Origin of the sequence: Parahoeflea halophila (assembly GCF_900220985.1) — a bacterium.
Lineage (GTDB): Bacteria > Pseudomonadota > Alphaproteobacteria > Rhizobiales > Rhizobiaceae > Hoeflea > Hoeflea halophila.
The window spans coordinates 1,465,396-1,482,757 of record NZ_OCPC01000001.1; the positions used below are offsets into that span (position 1 = coordinate 1,465,396).

Here is a 17,362-nt window from a genome sequence, read left to right on the forward strand (position 1 = left end):
ATAATGATATGAGCAGCCTCACGCCCCCCGAACGTCTCGCCCGCGATCTCGACTGGAATCTGCTGCGAACCTTTCTGGTCCTTGCCGACTCCCGATCGGTCACCGAAGCCGCCGAACGACTCAGCCTCAAGCAGCCAACAGTCTCCAGTGCCCTCAAACGTCTTGAAGAACGCCTGGGAAAACAGCTGATCAACCGCAAACCGGGACGGTTCGAGCTCACCGCCGCCGGACGTCTGCTCCATGACGAGGCGATCGACATCCACAGCGCCATCCTGCGTCTTGGCACCGCCATCAGGGATGTCGAGGATGAGGTCAGCGGCCACGTCCGCATCGTCATGGCAAGCCATGTGATAAGCCCGTTGTTCGATCAGACCCTGACCCAGTTCCACAAGGACCATCCCCGCGCCACCCTGTCGATCGAAGCGATGGCAAGCCGCAGCGCCTTGACTGCGGTTGCCGCCCGCCGCGCTTCGCTTGCCATCTGCCTGGTCATGGAACGCAGCCCGCAACTCGAGTACAGGCGGCTGTTCCGCGAGTTTTTCGGCCTGTTCTGCGGCCCGACCCATCCGCTTTACGGCCGCGAAGGCATCAGCATTGCCGATCTTGCTGGCCACTCCTCGGTGAGCTTTGTCACCGACCAGATGGATGATGCGCTCAGGCCGGTTGCGCAGATGCGTGCCGAGGCACAGCTCGAGGCCCGCATCGTTGGCACATCGCCCAATCTCGAAGAGGTGCGGCGCATGATCATCGCCGGACTTGGCATCGGCCCGCTGCCGCTGCACGTGGTACGCGAAGATGTCGAACGCGGACGGCTGTGGCGGCTTCCGCCCTATGAAGCGCCGCCGGCGATTGACGTGCATGTGGTCTGGAACCCGCACGCCAAGCCCAACCGCGCCGAAATCGCCATGCTGACCGGCCTGACCGATCTCATTTCCCGGACTCCCATGGAACAGCGCATCTACAGCTGAGCATCCTGCGACCACCCGGGACTACTGCAGTCCGAGCCGATGCAAGCATTCTCAACAGCCGATCGGGTCCCGCTGCAGCGCGCGGTCACCTGCCGCATGCCGAAAAACGGCTGCCAAGCTGACGGATCGTGGCGACATCCGCATTGGCAAAGGCCACCCGCAGATAGCCTTCCAGCCCCTGCCCGAAGAACGAGCCGGGGATGGTGATGACGCCGGCCTCCCGCGCCAGTCTGTGGGCAGCGTCATAGGCGCTCAGCTCTGAAAACGGATGACGCACAAAGGCAAAATAGGCCCCAAGCGCTGTAATTTCCCAGCCAGCCGCCTCGGCCATGACATCTCTCAGCGCCGCCGCGCGCCCGGCAATCTCGAGCGTGTTGGCCCGGCGCCACTCTCCCAGCGCCGAAATCGCTTTCGCCAATGCGGCCTGCGGTGGCCGAGGCGCACAGATCTGCAGATTGTCCATCACCTTGGCAATCTGGTCGACCACGGCTTCGCTGGCAGTGACGGCGCCGACACGGTGGCCCGGAATGCAGAAGGATTTGGAAAAGCTGTAGAGCCCGATCAGATTGTCCTGCCAGTCCTGCACTCCAAACAGCCCGTGCGGCGCTCCAGCATCAAGCGGCAGAAAATCACGATAGGTCTCGTCGACAATCAGCCAGATGCCCCGCGCCCGGCAAAGCTCCAGCAACTGCTGCAGCAGACCGCCTGGATAGGTGGCGCCGGTCGGATTGTTCGGTGTCACCACCGCCAAAGACCGGACATTCTCGCCAATCATTGCCTCCACGGCCGCCACTGTCGGCAGGAAACCGTCCTCAGCCCGGCAATCGACGTAGTCGACCCCGATGCCGCTCATCTTCAGCGTTGTCTCGTGATTGAAATAGCACGGATTGGTCAGCAGCACCCGGTCACCGGGGCCTGCGATAGCCATCATTGCGGCCATGAAGGCCTGGTTGCAGCCGGATGTGACATGAACATTCGACTGCTTGATGTCTGCCGCATAGATATCGCTGACCCATGCCGCATAGGCCTCACGCAGCTCATGCTCACCCTCGATATCGCCATAACCGGCCATTGCCACCGAACCAGCCGCTTCCCCCAGCCAGCCCAACATGTCGGGATGCGGCGGGTATCCGGGAACGGCCTGCGACAGATCAAGCAGCGGCCCCAGCCGGCCGTCATAATCATGTTTCCATGCCTGCACTTCCGGAATGGGTGGGGCAGACAGTGTTTCGACAAGCGGGTTGATGCGAGCGCGCGGCATGATGGAGGCCTTCATGATTCTGTCAGTTCGACGGGAACGGATTCGGTGTGTTGGACGCCTGGGTTTTGCTGCGCCCGGCGAATGGTGCGGCGCGCGGCGATCATCGGCTCGGCCCGGGCGTCATCTTCCTCGATGCTGGAAAACAGCCAATCTATGAAGGCATCCACGGCAGGTGTCGAGCGCACATCATTGCTGCAGGCAACATAAAACGCGTCGACTGCCGGCACGGCCAGCTTGAACGGCACGATCACCTGCCCCCGGGTCAACAAGCTCGCTGCAGTCAGCGTGTCACCCAGCGCAATACCGTGGCCGAGCAGCGCTGCTTCGATTGCCAGCCGCGCATCGGAGAAATGGTGCTGCTGCACCCCGGAGATACCGCGGACATCAGCCGCCGTCAGCCAGATATGCCATTCATGCCCGCCATCCCCGTGCAGGATGGTGTGTTCCGCCAGATCCCGCGCGGTACGAATCGGCTTGTTGTTGATCAGCGAGGGGCTGGCGATCGGAAACAGGTCGAGATGCGACCACAGCTTGAGCCAGCAATCGGTCCAGCTGCCATCACCATAGAGAATGGCGATATCCACATCTGGAGAATGGATCGCCGCCGGATCATTGGCCGCATTGAGTGTGAGCCTTATGTCCGGATAGCGTGCGGTGAAACTCGCCAGCCGCGGCATCAGCCACAGGGACAGAAGTGCCGACACGCAGGTGATCGACAGCGATCCGGATTTCGCCGGCCGCGTCATCCTCGCCGTGGCCGTGGCAATTTCCTCAAAGGCAGATGTCACCGAAGGTAACAGCTCGGCGCCATGTTCGGTCAGTGTCAGGCGCTGCCCGGTACGTTTGAACAGCTTCACCTGCAGCGAATTTTCCAGCGCCTTGATCTGGTGGCTGATCGCCCCGTGCGTGACGCAAAGCTCCTTTGCCGCCTTGGTCAGCGAACGGTTTCGGGCGGTCGCCTCGAACGCCCGGAGCGGGTTCAGTGGCGGCAATCTCTGTGTCATCGGCTCAATCTTGATGTGAGATTTTCTCACACAAATGGTGCTAACAATATCAATTGCTTTCCTATCGCTGCTTTGCAACATTTTATTCAACGAAAGCGCCGATTGTCGCGGCGCTGCATTTTCTCGGGATGGCGGACACATGACTTGGGACAAGGCGAAGCTCGACGAACTGAAGGGCAAATATGGCGAAAGCCATGGCGGCGAATTGTTCAATCCGAAGTTCCGGCGCGTCGCCGACAGGATCTTCACCGAAAGCGGCACACGGCTGGCACCCTATTCCGGCATCCCGACCTTCCTCACAGCGCCCTATGTCGAAGTCGACAACGACGAGCCAGATTTCGGCGACCTGCAGGTGGCCATGATCGGCATGCCGATGGATCTGGGCGTCACCAACCGCAACGGCTCGCGCTTCGGCCCCCGCGCGCTCCGCACCATCGAGCGCATCGGCCCCTACAACCACGTCCTCGATTGCGCCCCCGTGCACGAGCTGCGTGTCGCCGATATCGGCGATGTCAGCTTCCAGAGCCGCTACCGGCTCGAGCTTTGCCATGAGGATATCGAGCGCCGCCTGCACCAGATCGTCGACGCCGGCGTGCTGCCGCTCTCGGTTGGCGGTGACCATTCCATCACCCACCCGATCCTCAAGGCGGTCGGCAAGAACCGCCCCGTCGGCATGATCCACATTGATGCGCACTGCGACACCGGCGGCGCCTTCGACATGACCAAGTTCCATCATGGCGGACCTTTCCGAAACGCGGTGCTTGACGGCGTGCTCGACCCGACCCGGACGATCCAGATCGGCATCCGCGGACCAGCCGAGTACCTGTGGGAATTCTCCTACGAGTCCGGCATGACCGTGATCCACGCAGAAGAAGTAACCGGCATGGGCATGCCCGCGATCATCGAGCGTGCACGAGAGATCATCGGTGAGGGTCCGACCTATCTTTCTTTCGACATCGACAGCCTCGATCCCGCCTTCGCGCCGGGCACCGGCACGCCGGAAGTCGGCGGCCTGACCACCCGCGAAGTGCTGGAACTGATCCGCGGCCTCAAGGGCATGAACATTGTCGGCGGTGACGTCGTCGAAGTTGCGCCGCAGTATGATTCCACCACCAACACGGCCCATGCCGGCGCACAGGTACTGTTCGAGATCCTCAGTCTTATGGTCTTCAGCCCCACCATAACCGGTGAGGCATCTTGACCAGCGCCCTTCGGGAGGCTGAAACAGAAAGACAAGATCCACTCATTGAGGCAAAGAACCTCAGGCGAGATAACAAGGGAACCCCGGCTAAAGTCCGGCAAACAAAGGAGCAGACAATGCGAAAGATCCTCAATTCATCCATCAGCCGCCGGGCTATGCTCGGTGGCACTGCAGCAGCCATCGGGGCCCTGTCGATGCCGTCGATCCTGCGCGCCCAGGACCGCTCGCTGAAGGTCGGCGTCTATGGCGGCTACTTCAAGGATTCGTTCGACAAGAACATCTTCCCCGATTTTACCGCCGCCACCGGCATTGCCGTTGAATCGATCGCCGAACCCACCGGCGAAGCCTGGCTGGTGCAGCTCGAGCAGGCCGCCAGGGCCGGCGTTGCTCCCGCCGATGTCTCGATGATGTCGCAGGTAGCCATGCTCAAGGGCCAGTCGACCGAGCTCTGGGCACCGATCGACACGTCCAGGATCAAGAACTACGACGACCTGCTGCCCCAGTTCGTCAACAAGTATCCCGATGGCCGCGTTGCCGGCATCGGCGCGGTGGCTTGGTACATCACTCTGGTCAGCAACACCGACGCCTATCCGGAAGCCCCCGAAAGCTGGGCTGCACTTTGGGATCCGGCCAATGCCGACAAGCTCGGCCTGCTGGCGCTGGTGTCGAACTCGTTCCTGCTTGAAGTGACCGCAAAGACTTATCTGGGCGGCACCGATGCGCTCGACACCGAGGAAGGTCTCAACAAGGCCTTCGAAAAGCTCGCCGAAGTCAAGCCGAACGTGCGGCTCTGGTACCGCGACGAAGCCCAGTTCGAGCAGGCATTGAAATCCGGTGAAATTCCGATGGGCCAGTATTACCACGACGTCACCGGCCTGGCTGCCGCCGACGGTCACCCAGTCCGCTCCACCTTCCCCAAGGAAGGTGGCATCCAGGATTCGGGCTGCTGGGCGCTCTCGCGTGCGTCCGACAAGGTCGAGGAAGCCCATGTCTTCATCGACTACATGAGCCAGCCTGAAATCCAGGCCACCCTGTCGCGCAAGGTCGGTACCGCGCCGACGTTGAAGCGTGATGTACTCGACCTCACGGCCGAGGAATTTGCCAGCGTGTCGTCGGACATTGATCCTATCATCCCGCGCTACGACCTTTATCAGACCAAGTCCGACTGGCTGAACCAGAAGTGGACCGAGCTGATCGTCGGCTGACACACGATTGCGCCCCGTATGGGGACGTAATTGGCTGAAAACGGGATGGGCCGGATCATGGCCCCTCCCTTCCCCCGCCAAGGCGGGGCAAGAAGAACGGGGACACAATGTCTGGATTGACGCTCAATTCGGTCCGCAAGGACTTCGGCAGCTTCACTGCGGTCAACGACGTACAGCTTGCCGTGCCGCAAGGCACGTTCGTCTGCATGCTCGGGCCGTCCGGTTGCGGCAAGACCACGCTGCTCAGGATGATCGCCGGCCTCGACCTGCCCACCAGCGGCGAGATCCTGCTCGACGGCGAGGACATCACCGCCGTCCCCACCCACAAGCGTAACCTCGGCATGGTGTTCCAGTCGCTGGCGCTGTTTCCGCATCTGAGCGTCGGCGAGAACATTGCCTATCCGCTCAGAATCCGTGGCGCCCCGCGCGAGGAACAGAGAAGACGTGTCGACGAACTGCTGGCGATGATCCATCTCCCCGGCTATGCCGACCGTCCAGTGGCAAAACTCTCCGGCGGCCAACGCCAGCGTGTGGCGATCGCCCGGGCGCTCACCCGCTCGCCCAAGCTGTTCCTGCTCGACGAGCCGCTGTCCGCGCTCGACGCCAAACTGCGCGAGGCCATGCAGGTGGAACTCAGACAATTGCAACAGCAACTCGGCATCACCACCATCGTCGTCACCCATGATCAGCGCGAAGCCATGACCATGGCCGACACCGTGGTGGTGATGAACCAGGGCCAGATCCGCCAGGCGGCAAGCCCGATGGAAATCTACCGCAGGCCCGCCGACACGTTCGTGGCCGACTTCATCGGCTCGACCAATCTCATCGACATGTACACCGACAGCGCCGGTCGCGCCGTGGCACTCGATCAGGCCATACCGGGACTGAGCGCACCCGGGGGCGGCAAGGCTGTCATCTCTGTCCGTCCGGAAGACGTGCACCTGACAGCGCCCGGCAGCGACGGCACTATCACCGGCACCGTAACCTTCGTTCGCGATCTCGGCGGCACCATCGAGACCTTCATCGACTGCGCCGGTCAGCAGATCATCGCGGTCTCCACCCCGCGTTCCCGGCCCGAGGTCACGGTCGGCCAGCCGGTGGGTGTCCTGCTCGATCCGGGTGTCTGCGTGGTACTCGACAGATGAGACGCGAGACGCCGCAAAGACTGACCGATTACGCACCGATCGCCTTCCCGGCGATCATGCTCACCGTGTTCTTCGTTATCCCCTTCGGGACCATGATCTCGGTCAGCTTCTTCCAGCGCCAGCAGGGCGGATTCTACACGCCCGCCTTCGTGTTCTCCAATTACGAGCGGTTCCTGAGCCTCTTTTTCGCCAATGTGCTTGGCTTCTCGCTGATGCTGGCGGTTCTCGTCGCCATCTGCTGCGTCGTCCTGGGAGTGCCGTTCACCTATCTGCTGACAAGGTTGACCCGGCGGGCCCAGATCATCTGGATGGTGGTGCTTTTGTCGGTGCTGTCACTGTCCGAAGTCATCATCGGATTTGCCTGGTCGACCCTGTTCTCCCGCACCGCCGGTATCACAAACCTGCTCGTGGTTCTTGGCCTGATGGAAAAGGCGGTTGCACTTTCACCCGGCTTTCCGGCGGTGCTGACGGCAATGGTCTATCAGGCCCTGCCCTACACCATCCTGGTTCTCTATCCGGCCCTTATCCGGCTTGATCCAACGCTGACCGAAGCCGCCCGAACGCTCGGTGCATCGCCGCTGCGCGCCTTCTTCACGGTCGTAGTGCCGGCACTCAGGACAACGATCATGGCGACGCTGATCATGGTGTTTATCTTTGCGCTCGGCTCCTACCTGTTACCACAGATCCTCGGCCGGCCGCAGCACTGGACATTGTCTGTGCTGATCACCGATCAGGCCATCTACCAGTCCAACATGCCGTTTGCTGCTGCGATGGCCGTGTTCCTTGTGCTGGTCACGCTTGCCATGGTGGCTCTCACCCTGTTTGCCGGACGTAAGCGGGAGGCTGCCACGTGAGCCATTTTCTCCGTCGCATTTATTTCGCGCTTGTCGGTCTTTTCCTGGCCGCCCCGCTGATCGTTGTTGCCGGTGTCTCCATCAATGCCAAACAGACGCTGGCCTTCCCGCCGCAGGGTTTTTCGCTGGCCTGGTATGTCGAGATCTTCGCCGACACCGGCTGGCGCAATGCCCTGTTCGCCTCACTGATGCTGGCGCTTCTCTCCGCCGCACTCGCCGTGGCCATTGCGCTGCCGCTGGCGTGGTTCCTGTGGCGCCGGATCGCGCCCTGGGCCAACATCTTCCAGCTGCTTGGGATTGCGCCCTTCACCCTGCCGCCGGTGATCACCGCGCTGGGGCTCCTGACCTTCTGGGCTGCCACCGGATTTTATGGCCATCCCTGGACGGCAGTGGTCAGCCACGCGATCTTTTTCGTCACACTGCCGCTCGTCACCCTGTCGCTCGGCTTCTCCGCCATCGAGCGGTCGCTGGTGGAAGCCGCAGCAACCATGGGAGCCGATGACCGCACCATCTTCCGCACCGTGGTGCTACCGCTGATCACACCCTACCTGGTCTCGGGCTATGCCTTTGCGTTCGTGCTGTCGCTCAACGAATACATCGTCGCCTACATGACCGTCGGCTTCACCATGGAAACCCTGCCAATCAAGATCTTCAACGCACTGCGCTACGGCTACACCCCGACAATGGCCTCCGTCACTGTGCTGTTCGTGATCCTGGCTGCCGTCATCTATTCGCTGATCGCCCGTTATGGCGACCTGCTCAAGCTGCTGGGCGCCAATCCCGAGGAAAAACCATGACCCGCATCTCGGCCTTGCAGATGCAGACGGCGGGCACCGACACCGCCGCCAACCTTGCCCGCATCGAAAGCGCGGCTCGCCAGGCCGCGGGAGGGGGCGCAACACTTCTGGTCACGCCGGAACTCGGCATCACCAGCTATGGCGGCGGCGAGGCGATCCGGGCGCTTGCCGAACCCGCCGACGGGCCGATCGTGTCACGGCTGAGCGAGATCGCCCACCAGACGGGTGTCGCGCTCGTCGGAGGGTTTGCGGAAAAAGACGGGGACGCAATCTACAACTCGGCAATTCATACCGACGGCACCGGCACACCATCGGTCTATCGCAAGTCGCATCTCTATGGCGACTACGAGCGCAATCTGTTCACGCCCGCGAAACCTTCGACCTGTCTGTTCAGCCATCACGGCATGAAGCTTGGCATGCTAATTTGCTACGACGTGGAATTTCCGGAAAACGTACGGCGGCTGGCGCTGCATGGTGCAGACATGATACTCGTGCCGACCGCGACACCCATGGGATATTCAGGCAGCTTCATCGCCGAGAAGATGATCCCGGTTCGTGCTTTCGAGAACCAGATTTTTATCGCCTATATCAACAATATAGGCCGCGACGGCGAATTCGACTATGCCGGCCGGTCCGTTATCGCAGCGCCCGATGGCTCGGCACTGGCTCAGGCCGGCTTTTCGGAAGAACTGCTGACTGCGGAAATCGACCCCGCGCTTTACGACTCCTCGCGCAGTGAAAACACCTATCTGAGAGATCTGTAAAAGCACCGGCGGCCTTCGCCCCACGTTACGCTGCCGCCACGGCTTCCTTCACGGCAAGCTCTGCCATCGCCAGCACGGCGTCGCGGGTTTTAGCGGCGGCAATGAACCGACCATTGTGGCAGAAACTTGCGCCTTCCACGCCACAGGCCTTTTCCAGCTCGCCATTTGTCAGACCAGCCCAGGCGGACGGCAGATCGGCCCGCAATTCAAATCCTTCCTCGGCGCGGCGGATGCCGGTCAGGCACCAGTCCTTCTCACGCGGGTGAACCACGAACAGCAGATGATCGGCACCTGACTTCATCACCGCCGAGCGAAACGGCATTCCCATTGGCAGTTCCAGTACCCGGCTCTCTCCAGCCTCCGTCACAGCCTTGAGCACGATGTCCTCAGCGCGCAGCTTGGCTGCGCTCCCGGCGATGTTAGCCTCGAGAAAGCTGCGCGCAATCGCCAGAGCCTCGCCGAATGCTCGCTCCAGAGCCTCCGGGTTCGGATCGTCGAACACCGGCTTCAGTGTTTCAAGCAGAACCGGCAGGGTCAGCTCAGCCAACGGTCCTGCAACCGAAGGGCTTATGGCGCCATTGTCCATCAGGTCAATCGGCAGCACGAAGCTCGCATCAAACGAGCTATGTATCGTGGCGACATGCGCCTCGGGTACACCTGCGGCAGCAAGATAATCGCGCCCGTAGTGCTTCCAGACCAGGCCGAACGAACTGTAGGGCTTCCCGTCCTCACGCAATGGCGCACCGCGCTGGTGGTGGTCGAAAATCCCCGCTTGGGCATCATAGGCGCCACCCACATCATAGATGATCCGGTCACTCGCCGGTGTAATCCATTCCGGTGACCGGCTGCGGACGATCCGCGCGGTCGGAAAAAGCCGGGTGAGAACAACGCTGGACAGCAACTCGTCGGCATGGAAGCCGCCTGAGTGGGTTACGAGGTAATCTGGGATCATGCGTGGATGCGCCTTTGTGGTTGCGGCAATTCCGCCTGTGGCGTTGACCAGATAGCCGTACCGGCACCCCAACTCAACCCCACAATGTCCATTGCACGGCCCGGCTACACGCCTGTCATGGGCAAGGATCTGCGGACAGAGAGGCCCAGATGAGCGCCAGGCACCACCACGTGATCGCGCTGGCGCTTTCTCCGCTGCTCAACGAGGGTCCCGGTTGGCGACGATCTGCAGTGAGAGCTCAGCTTGGATCCGTTCGGACTTTGCCGCCGCAACATATTATTGTGCAGACCGGGCGCTGGTAAATTTGGCGCGCGACAATTACATTGCAAACTTGTCACATTAACGGGAATCCCGGTCTTGCAGGATTTTCGTTTCTGGTCTGATTACAAGGGTTCTCACGGATGAACGATTCAAAAATCAAGAATATGGACGAGTTCGCATCCGTAAGCGGTATTTCAAGGCCTACGCTTTCAAAATATTTCAACGATGCCGACAGCGTCCGGAAATCGACGCGCGAGCGCATTGAGAAGGCGCTGGCGCAATATGACTATCAACCAAATTTCTATGCCATGAACCAGAACCGGCGATTGACCAAGAATGTCGGCATCGTCATTCCCTACATGGCTGACCCGTTTTTTGCCGAGATTGCGCGGAACATCGAAAATCACGTGATCGAAGCCGGATTCCGTCCGATCGTGCTCGGGTCCCATGGCGATCCCGAACAGGAGATCGAAAACCTCAACAATCTGCGCCTGATCAAGCCCGCCGGCGTCTTGCTTGCCCCGCTCGGGCGTGTCTCGGACCGCGGCCGCATTGCGGCCTTCTGCGAGGATGTGCCGACAGTGCTGTTCGACGCGAATATCGACAATGTCGGTGAAGCCTTCATCGGTTCCGACAACGACCAGAGCATCGGGCTGATGGTCGATTATCTATGCAGAACCGGCCAGCCGCCGGCATTCTTTGAAATGCGCACACCTACAAACCCGAATGCACTCAAGCGACGGGCCGCCTACATCAAGGCGATGAACCGTCTCGGACACGAACCGAATCTGGTTCAGGCCGAGGGCGACGGCTGGGATTTCGAGGAAATCGGCTTTCGCGAAGGCTCTCGCGTGATAACCGAACGGACCCTGCCGACAGATACCATTCTGTGCAGCAACGACCGCCTGGCGATCGGCCTTCTGTCAGCCGCCTATCAGCTGGGGCTCAGGGTTGGCCTCGGTCCAAACTGCGCTTTGCGTGTGGCCGGCCACGATGACCATCCCTTCTCGCGCTACACATGCCCGACACTGACGACCGTTTCACAGGATTACACATCCATTGCTTCAATAAGTGCGGAGACCTTGTTTAACGTTATAGATTCCGAACACAAAAGCACCTCACGCCTGGTGACACTGTTTGACGGCAAGCTGGTCATGCGGGGATCAGCCTAGCAGACCCGCTTTCCTTGCGCGCCGTTTGACGCCGTTCTGCAACCAAATTGCCTGTCAGCCGTTTTCCTCTCATTGACGAACCCTGGAAGGAAAGCAGCCATGACAGATTTCCCCGCCCAGCCCCGCGTCGGCACGCTTGGCGAGCCCGTGTCCCGCGAGCAGCCTTCCGGCAAACTCAACATCTACCGGCTGGAACCCAATGCCCGCCTAGACGACCCGCGATGGGACAATGCCCCCAATCATGGCGTACTTCGGGTACGGGCATTTTCTCCCGCCGATGCCCGCGTCGTAGCTGCGGAAGCCGAGATCGACTTTCTGGACCTTGACGCCAAGCCGGGCGACGGAACCACCACCGATTTCGCCAGCGCATTCCGCGATGACAAGCTCTATCATGTAAGCCTGGAAGAAGAGGACGGTGGCGTCGGCCCGCGCGGCCTGGTTCGGGACGCCTGAACAGGTTCAGCTGGCACTCCAAAACCTGGCGCCGAATCAGAGAAGCCCGCAATCCGGCGGGCTTTTTTGGTTTGCGTAGGAGGGTTTCGACCCAACTGAGTCATTCCCGGCGCGACATCTTTCCCGATAAAACTTTTCAGCGCTGCGACCAGATCTGTATCGGTGCCGTCCGTTCCAGCTCACCCAGCTTCCGGTCCCGGAAGCTGCACGGCCCGTTGAGCACCATGGAGAATTTTTCGATGCCTTCCGACCGCTGAACGTCGGCAGCGCTGCAACCGCAGGCTCGGACAGCGTTTTGAGCCGCAGCCCCGCGGCAACCCGTGTGGCTAAGTCTTCGTCGACATCGCGCAATGGCTACGAGATTGCAAAAAAGGTCACGGACGGGGCGTCCGAGACATGCGCGCCCTACTCTGCGTCGCCACGCTTCTCCAGAACGCCGAAGTCGCTGGACTTCTCATGCGATTCGGCAATGGTCACACCTTCAGCCTGCAGGCCGCGCCGCAACAATTCGCGGACCGCGGAGGCGCGGCTGGGCATGCGCTGGTTAAACCTCCAATCATCGATGGCGGCAAGCTCTTCAGGCGACAGCATGATCTGAAGGCGCTCATTTCTTTCACGGTACATTCTGCACACCCAAAAATTCGCTCCCCCGCTTTATGTTAGTAATTGGCGCACAGTTTGCAAGTGACCGAAAACCAGTCAAAGCCACTGTGTATGCTGCCAGCACAACCGTGGCCTTTATCCTACGTTCGTTATGCACCATTATCAGGCATGCGCACTGTCTATGTGTGTCCGCGGCTCAAGCGCCGGGCCACGGCAGGGCGCTTTAAGGAGTGCAAATGAATGAGAGCCCAAGAATCCTGATCATCACTGACGAGCCGATGCTCCTCGTTGATATGCTCTATGAGTTTGAGGCCCGAGGTCTGACTGTTGTTCCCGGAACCAGGGGCGATTATGAGGTGTGCACGGCACACCATGACCTCAATGCCGCGGTTTTCGATTTCCGCCATCCGGACAACGAGGACTTGAAATTTGCATCAAACCTTCGCCAAGCCGGAATTCCGATTGTCATGATCGGCGGGGGATCCTCGACGATCCCGGTTGAAATCACCGGCGCTGTGACCTGCATCTCCAAACCTGTCGATTTCGACGAACTGACAGGCATGATCCGTACTCTTTCCGGTCACATTGCCATCCGCAATGGCTATGAACGCGGCGGCGCGATGCCATTTGCGCAGAGCATTCCAGCCGACAAGTCCTGATCGCACCACTGCTCAAAAGGCATCTCCTGCAGATCACACCCCACTGAAGGGGGAGACCGGCCTTGGCCGCAGAAGCGGCGCAACACCAAAAACAGTTCCTCCGATCGGCGGCACAGGTGCCTGTCGACGTGTCTTCACCTACCTGAGCGGCCTTCAGCCCACATACTCGCTATCAACGCCAGTTGGCAAAAACCGGTGACGGACGCTCCGGCGTCTCCACCTACCCCCTGACTGATCATTGACATGAATATTGATTCATGTTTCATGTTTTCATCGTCATTCGCTCAGGGGAGGAGACCCGAAATGAAGATGAAAACCATACTGGCGGCTGGTGCAGCTGCTTTCATGCTGGCATCACCGGTGCTTGCCGATGAAATCCGCATCGCTCATGTCTATGGCAAGACCGGAGCGCTGGAGGCCTATGCGGCGCAGTCGCACAATGGCCTCATGCTCGGCCTGGAATACGCCACCGGTGGAACCATGGAGATCAATGGCGACAAGATTGTCGTCATCGAGAAGGATACCCAGATCAAACCCGATATCGGCAAGGCCGTGCTGGCCGAAGCCTATGGTGACGACGAGGTCGACATCGCGGTCGGCCCGGTCAGTTCCGGCGTCGCCCTGGCCATGCTGCCGGTCGCCCAGGAATACGAAAAGATCCTGATCGTCGAGCCCGCCGTGGCTGACTCGATAACCGGCGAAAACTGGAACCGCTACATCTTCCGCACCGGCCGCAACTCGTCCCAGGACGCGATTTCCAACGCAGTGGCCCTGGGTGGCGAAGGCGTGACAATCGCGACACTGGCACAGGACTATGCTTTCGGGCGTGACGGCGTGGCAGCGTTCCGCGAGGCGCTCGAAAGCTCCGGTGCCAAGATCGCCCATGAGGAATATGTACCAACCGATACCACCGACTTCACCGCGGCGGCCGAACGCATCTTCAACGCCATGGAAGGCATTGAAGGCGAGAAAAAACTGTTCATCATCTGGGCAGGCGGCGGCAACCCGATGGGCAAGATCAACGCCATGGATCCCTCGCGCTTCGGCATCGAGATTGCCACCGGCGGCAATATCCTGGCGGCACTAAAGGCCTACAAGGAACTTCCAGGCATGGAAGGCGCGACCTACTACTATTACGAGATCCCGAAGAACCCGGTCAACGACTGGCTGGTCAAGGAACATATGGACCGCTTCGGCTCGCCACCGGATTTCTTCACTGCCGGCGGCATGGCAGCAGGAATTGCTGTTGTCGAGGCCATCAAGAAGGCCGGTTCCACCGACACCGAAGCGCTGATCACCGCCATGGAAGGCATGGAATGGGAAACACCCAAGGGCACCATGCGCTTCCGCAAGGAAGATCACCAGGCACTGCAGTCGATGTATCATTTCCGCACCGAGGTCCAGGAGGGCAAGGACTATGGCGTTCCGGTTCTGGTCCGCGAGATCGGCATCGACGACATGGACATTCCAATCCGCAACTAATCCCTGAGAGACGCGGACGCCCGAAGGGGCGTCCGCGATAGCCTTACCTCCTTCCATGGGTGCGCCATGACACAGATGCTTCTGGAAACGGATGGCCTGACCGTCCGCTTTGGCGGCCATGTGGCCGTGGACGCGGTCAGCTGCGGCTTCCGTGCCGGTGAACTCACAGCGATTGTCGGCCCCAATGGAGCTGGCAAGACCACCTATTTCAACCTGATATCAGGCCAGATCACCGTGTCTGCGGGCACTGTTCGGCTGATGGGCGAGGACGTGACTCGCGACCCGGTGGCCACACGCTGCCACAAGGGTTTGGGCCGCGCCTTCCAGCTCACCAACCTGTTTCCCGATCTCACCGTGCTCGAGAATGTGCGGCTGGTCATCCAGGCCCGGCGCAAGATGGGCTTCAACCTGTTCTCCATGGCGGCCTCGCACACCAAGCTCTCGGCCGCGGCGATGGCGGTGCTCGAGCGGGTCCGGCTGCAGGACCTTGCCGAACAGAAGGTCAGCGCCCTCAGCCACGGAAACCAGCGCAAGCTCGAGGTTGCCATCCTTATTGCGCTTGAACCTGCTGTTTACATGTTCGACGAACCGACCGCAGGCATGAGTGTTGACGAGGCCCCGGTGGTGCTCGACCTGATTGCCGAACTCAAGGCCGACACCGAACGGACGATCCTGCTGGTCGAACACAAGATGGATGTCATCCGCTCGCTCGCCGACCGCATCATCGTATTGCACAATGGTGCGCTTGCGGCCGACGGCGATCCGGCCACGGTGATGGCCTCGGATGTCGTCCAGGAAGCCTATATGGGACGGGATCTTGCCGATGTCTGATCCAATCCTCGAACTTTCCGCTGTTCACACCGACATCGCCCAGTATCATATCCTGCAGGGCGTCGACCTCACCGTCCCGCGCGGCGGTGTCACCATGCTGCTCGGCCGCAACGGCGTCGGCAAGACCACGACGCTGCGCACCATCATCGGCCACTGGCAGGCGAGATCCGGCAGCCTGCGCTTCAACGGCACCGATATCACCTCGATGCCCACACCTGCACGGGCCCGTGCCGGCATTGGCTTCGTACCGGAAGACATGGGGATTTTTTCCGACCTCACAGTCGAGGAAAACATGATCCTCGCCGCTGCCTCCGGTCCGCTCGACCCGGCCCGTATGCAGTGGATCTTCCGGGCTTTTCCGCCCCTCAAGACGTTCTGGCGTGCCGAAGCCGGCAACCTGTCCGGCGGGCAAAAGCAGATGCTGTCGATCGCCCGCGCCATGGCCGAGGAACGAAAGCTCTATCTGATCGACGAGCCGACCAAGGGACTGGCCCCGGCGATCATCTCGACCATGGCCAGCGCACTTCGCGACCTGAAGGCAAAGGGCGCCTCAATCCTGCTGGTCGAACAGAATTTCGCTGTCGCCAAAGCGCTCGGCGACACCGCAGCCGTGATGGATGACGGTCGCATTGTCTGGGCTGGCGAGATGGCTGAGTTGGCCAGTGACGCCGCCCTGCAGGATCGGCTGATGGGCCTGAGTATGGAGGCACATTGATGACCACCGCGGCACCCGACCACGCTCCGAAATACGCGCAACTCTCCCTGCCCGACAGGATCGGAAAGGCCATGCCCTTGCTGCTCGTGCCGGTGCTGGTGGTTCTTGGTTTCCTGTCGATCGGCTCGACATCGAGCTGGCTCACGCTCACGGTATCCGGCCTTGCCATGGGAATGATGATCTTCATCATGGCCTCCGGCCTGACCCTGGTCTTTGGCCTGATGGATGTGATCAATTTCGGCCATGGCGCCTTCATCTCGGTCGGTGCCTATGTCGGCATCTCCGCCCTTCTGGCGCTTGAGAGCTGGACCGGTGTTCCATCGCTGCTGCTCAACGTGGCTGCCGTCCTGGCCGCGGCGATCGCCGCCATGTGCGTTACCGGCGCGCTCGGCTGGGGGTTTGAGCGGGTGATCGTGCGTCCGGTCTACGGCGCCCATCTCAAACAGATCCTTGTCACGGTCGGCGGCCTCATCGTCATCGAACAGCTGATTCATGTGGTTTGGGGGCCCGACGAGATCTTTCTTACCCGGCCGGAAATGCTCAAAGGCGCGGTGACCTTCGCAGGTGCTGCAATCGAGAAATACCGCTTGCTGGCCGTCATCTTCGGCCTGGCGCTGTTCGTGGCGATGCGGCTGGTGCTCAAGCGCACCAAGATCGGCCTGATTGTCCGCGCCGGCGTGCAGAACGGCGAAATGGTAGAGGCACTGGGCTACCGTCTGCGGCTGGTCTTCATCGGCGTGTTTATTGCTGGCTCGGCGCTGGCCGGGCTGGGCGGCGTCATGTGGGGCCTCTATCAGGAAGTCATCACCGCCGGCATGGGCGAGGAAATGATGATCCTGGTCTTCATCGTCGTCATCATCGGTGGCCTCGGCTCTGTCGAAGGCGCCTTCATCGGCGCGCTGCTGGTCGGGCTTCTGCAAAACTACGTGGCCTTCCTCGAGCCCAAGCTGGCTCTGATTTCCAACATCGCCCTGATGACGGCAGTGCTGATGTGGCGGCCTCAGGGCATGATGCCCGTCGTGAAGGCGAAGTAAG

General features: G+C 60.8%; 18 protein-coding genes. 14 read left to right on the forward strand and 4 right to left on the reverse strand.

What is annotated here, in order from left to right; genetic code table 11:
* Positions 1 to 8: 8 nt before the first annotated feature.
* Positions 9 to 968, forward strand: coding sequence for a LysR family transcriptional regulator (locus CRO46_RS06865; RefSeq protein WP_097106206.1), 960 nt, complete (start codon positions 9 to 11; stop codon positions 966 to 968).
* Positions 969 to 1,053: 85 nt separating this feature from the next.
* On the opposite strand, the gene CRO46_RS06870 is transcribed toward CRO46_RS06865, so the two are convergent.
* A complete protein-coding gene (locus CRO46_RS06870) occupies positions 1,054 to 2,244 on the reverse strand; it encodes an aminotransferase (RefSeq protein WP_425479222.1) in 1,191 nt (396 codons plus the stop codon).
* A complete protein-coding gene (gene gcvA, locus CRO46_RS06875) occupies positions 2,241 to 3,233 on the reverse strand; it encodes a transcriptional regulator GcvA (protein WP_097106207.1) in 993 nt (330 codons plus the stop codon). Before gcvA ends, CRO46_RS06870 begins: the two co-directional genes overlap by 4 nt.
* 139 nt (positions 3,234 to 3,372) lie before the next feature.
* On the opposite strand from gcvA, the gene speB reads away from it, so the two are divergent.
* The 6 genes from speB (at position 3,373) to CRO46_RS06905 (ending at position 9,199) form a co-directional block, all read left to right on the forward strand.
* Positions 3,373 to 4,434 (forward strand): agmatinase, encoded by a 1,062-nt coding sequence (speB, locus tag CRO46_RS06880; protein ID WP_097106208.1) that lies wholly within the window; start codon positions 3,373 to 3,375, stop codon positions 4,432 to 4,434.
* 116 nt (positions 4,435 to 4,550) lie between these two features.
* Positions 4,551 to 5,639, forward strand: a complete 1,089-nt coding sequence (locus CRO46_RS06885; RefSeq protein ID WP_425479223.1) for an ABC transporter substrate-binding protein — start codon at positions 4,551 to 4,553, stop codon at positions 5,637 to 5,639.
* Between the two features lie 107 nt (positions 5,640 to 5,746).
* Complete coding sequence (locus CRO46_RS06890; protein WP_097106210.1) at positions 5,747 to 6,784, forward strand: ABC transporter ATP-binding protein; 1,038 nt, start codon at positions 5,747 to 5,749, stop codon at positions 6,782 to 6,784.
* A complete protein-coding gene (locus CRO46_RS06895) occupies positions 6,781 to 7,638 on the forward strand; it encodes an ABC transporter permease (protein ID WP_097106212.1) in 858 nt (285 codons plus the stop codon). Before CRO46_RS06890 ends, CRO46_RS06895 begins: the two co-directional genes overlap by 4 nt.
* Positions 7,635 to 8,435, forward strand: coding sequence for an ABC transporter permease (locus tag CRO46_RS06900; protein ID WP_097106214.1), 801 nt, complete (start codon positions 7,635 to 7,637; stop codon positions 8,433 to 8,435). The genes CRO46_RS06895 and CRO46_RS06900 overlap by 4 nt, the downstream gene beginning before the upstream one ends.
* Complete coding sequence (locus tag CRO46_RS06905; RefSeq protein WP_097106215.1) at positions 8,432 to 9,199, forward strand: carbon-nitrogen hydrolase family protein; 768 nt, start codon at positions 8,432 to 8,434, stop codon at positions 9,197 to 9,199. The genes CRO46_RS06900 and CRO46_RS06905 overlap by 4 nt, the downstream gene beginning before the upstream one ends.
* Positions 9,200 to 9,224: 25 nt before the next feature.
* On the opposite strand, the gene CRO46_RS06910 is transcribed toward CRO46_RS06905, so the two are convergent.
* Positions 9,225 to 10,151 carry an MYG1 family protein gene (locus CRO46_RS06910; protein WP_097106588.1) on the reverse strand — a complete coding sequence of 309 codons (927 nt, stop codon included), beginning with the start codon at positions 10,149 to 10,151 and terminating at the stop codon, positions 9,225 to 9,227.
* Between the two features lie 401 nt (positions 10,152 to 10,552).
* Between CRO46_RS06910 and CRO46_RS06915 the strand changes: the two genes are divergently transcribed.
* A complete protein-coding gene (locus CRO46_RS06915) occupies positions 10,553 to 11,584 on the forward strand; it encodes a LacI family DNA-binding transcriptional regulator (protein ID WP_097106217.1) in 1,032 nt (343 codons plus the stop codon).
* A gap of 99 nt (positions 11,585 to 11,683) precedes the next feature.
* On the forward strand, positions 11,684 to 12,037 hold the full coding sequence (locus CRO46_RS20295) for a hypothetical protein (protein ID WP_097106218.1): 354 nt from the start codon (positions 11,684 to 11,686) through the stop codon (positions 12,035 to 12,037).
* Positions 12,038 to 12,442: 405 nt separating this feature from the next.
* Here CRO46_RS20295 and CRO46_RS06925 read toward each other — a convergent pair whose 3' ends face one another.
* Positions 12,443 to 12,661 carry a hypothetical protein gene (locus CRO46_RS06925; RefSeq protein ID WP_097106220.1) on the reverse strand — a complete coding sequence of 73 codons (219 nt, stop codon included), beginning with the start codon at positions 12,659 to 12,661 and terminating at the stop codon, positions 12,443 to 12,445.
* Between the two features lie 215 nt (positions 12,662 to 12,876).
* On the opposite strand from CRO46_RS06925, the gene CRO46_RS06930 reads away from it, so the two are divergent.
* The 5 genes from CRO46_RS06930 to CRO46_RS06950 all read left to right on the forward strand — a co-directional run bounded on the left by CRO46_RS06930 (position 12,877) and on the right by CRO46_RS06950 (position 17,361).
* Entirely contained in the window at positions 12,877 to 13,299 is a 423-nt protein-coding gene (locus tag CRO46_RS06930; RefSeq protein ID WP_097106222.1) for a DNA-binding transcriptional response regulator, read from the forward strand.
* 303 nt (positions 13,300 to 13,602) lie between these two features.
* Positions 13,603 to 14,781 carry a substrate-binding domain-containing protein gene (locus CRO46_RS06935; protein WP_425479224.1) on the forward strand — a complete coding sequence of 393 codons (1,179 nt, stop codon included), beginning with the start codon at positions 13,603 to 13,605 and terminating at the stop codon, positions 14,779 to 14,781.
* A 66-nt stretch (positions 14,782 to 14,847) separates the two neighbouring features.
* Positions 14,848 to 15,612 (forward strand): ABC transporter ATP-binding protein, encoded by a 765-nt coding sequence (locus CRO46_RS06940; protein ID WP_097106223.1) that lies wholly within the window; start codon positions 14,848 to 14,850, stop codon positions 15,610 to 15,612.
* The gene (locus CRO46_RS06945) at positions 15,605 to 16,327 is read left to right on the forward strand and encodes an ABC transporter ATP-binding protein (protein WP_097106225.1); all 723 of its coding nucleotides are present in this window, start codon (positions 15,605 to 15,607) and stop codon (positions 16,325 to 16,327) included. The genes CRO46_RS06940 and CRO46_RS06945 overlap by 8 nt, the downstream gene beginning before the upstream one ends.
* Positions 16,324 to 17,361, forward strand: coding sequence for a branched-chain amino acid ABC transporter permease (locus CRO46_RS06950; RefSeq protein WP_425479225.1), 1,038 nt, complete (start codon positions 16,324 to 16,326; stop codon positions 17,359 to 17,361). Before CRO46_RS06945 ends, CRO46_RS06950 begins: the two co-directional genes overlap by 4 nt.
* Position 17,362: the final 1 nt, after the last annotated feature.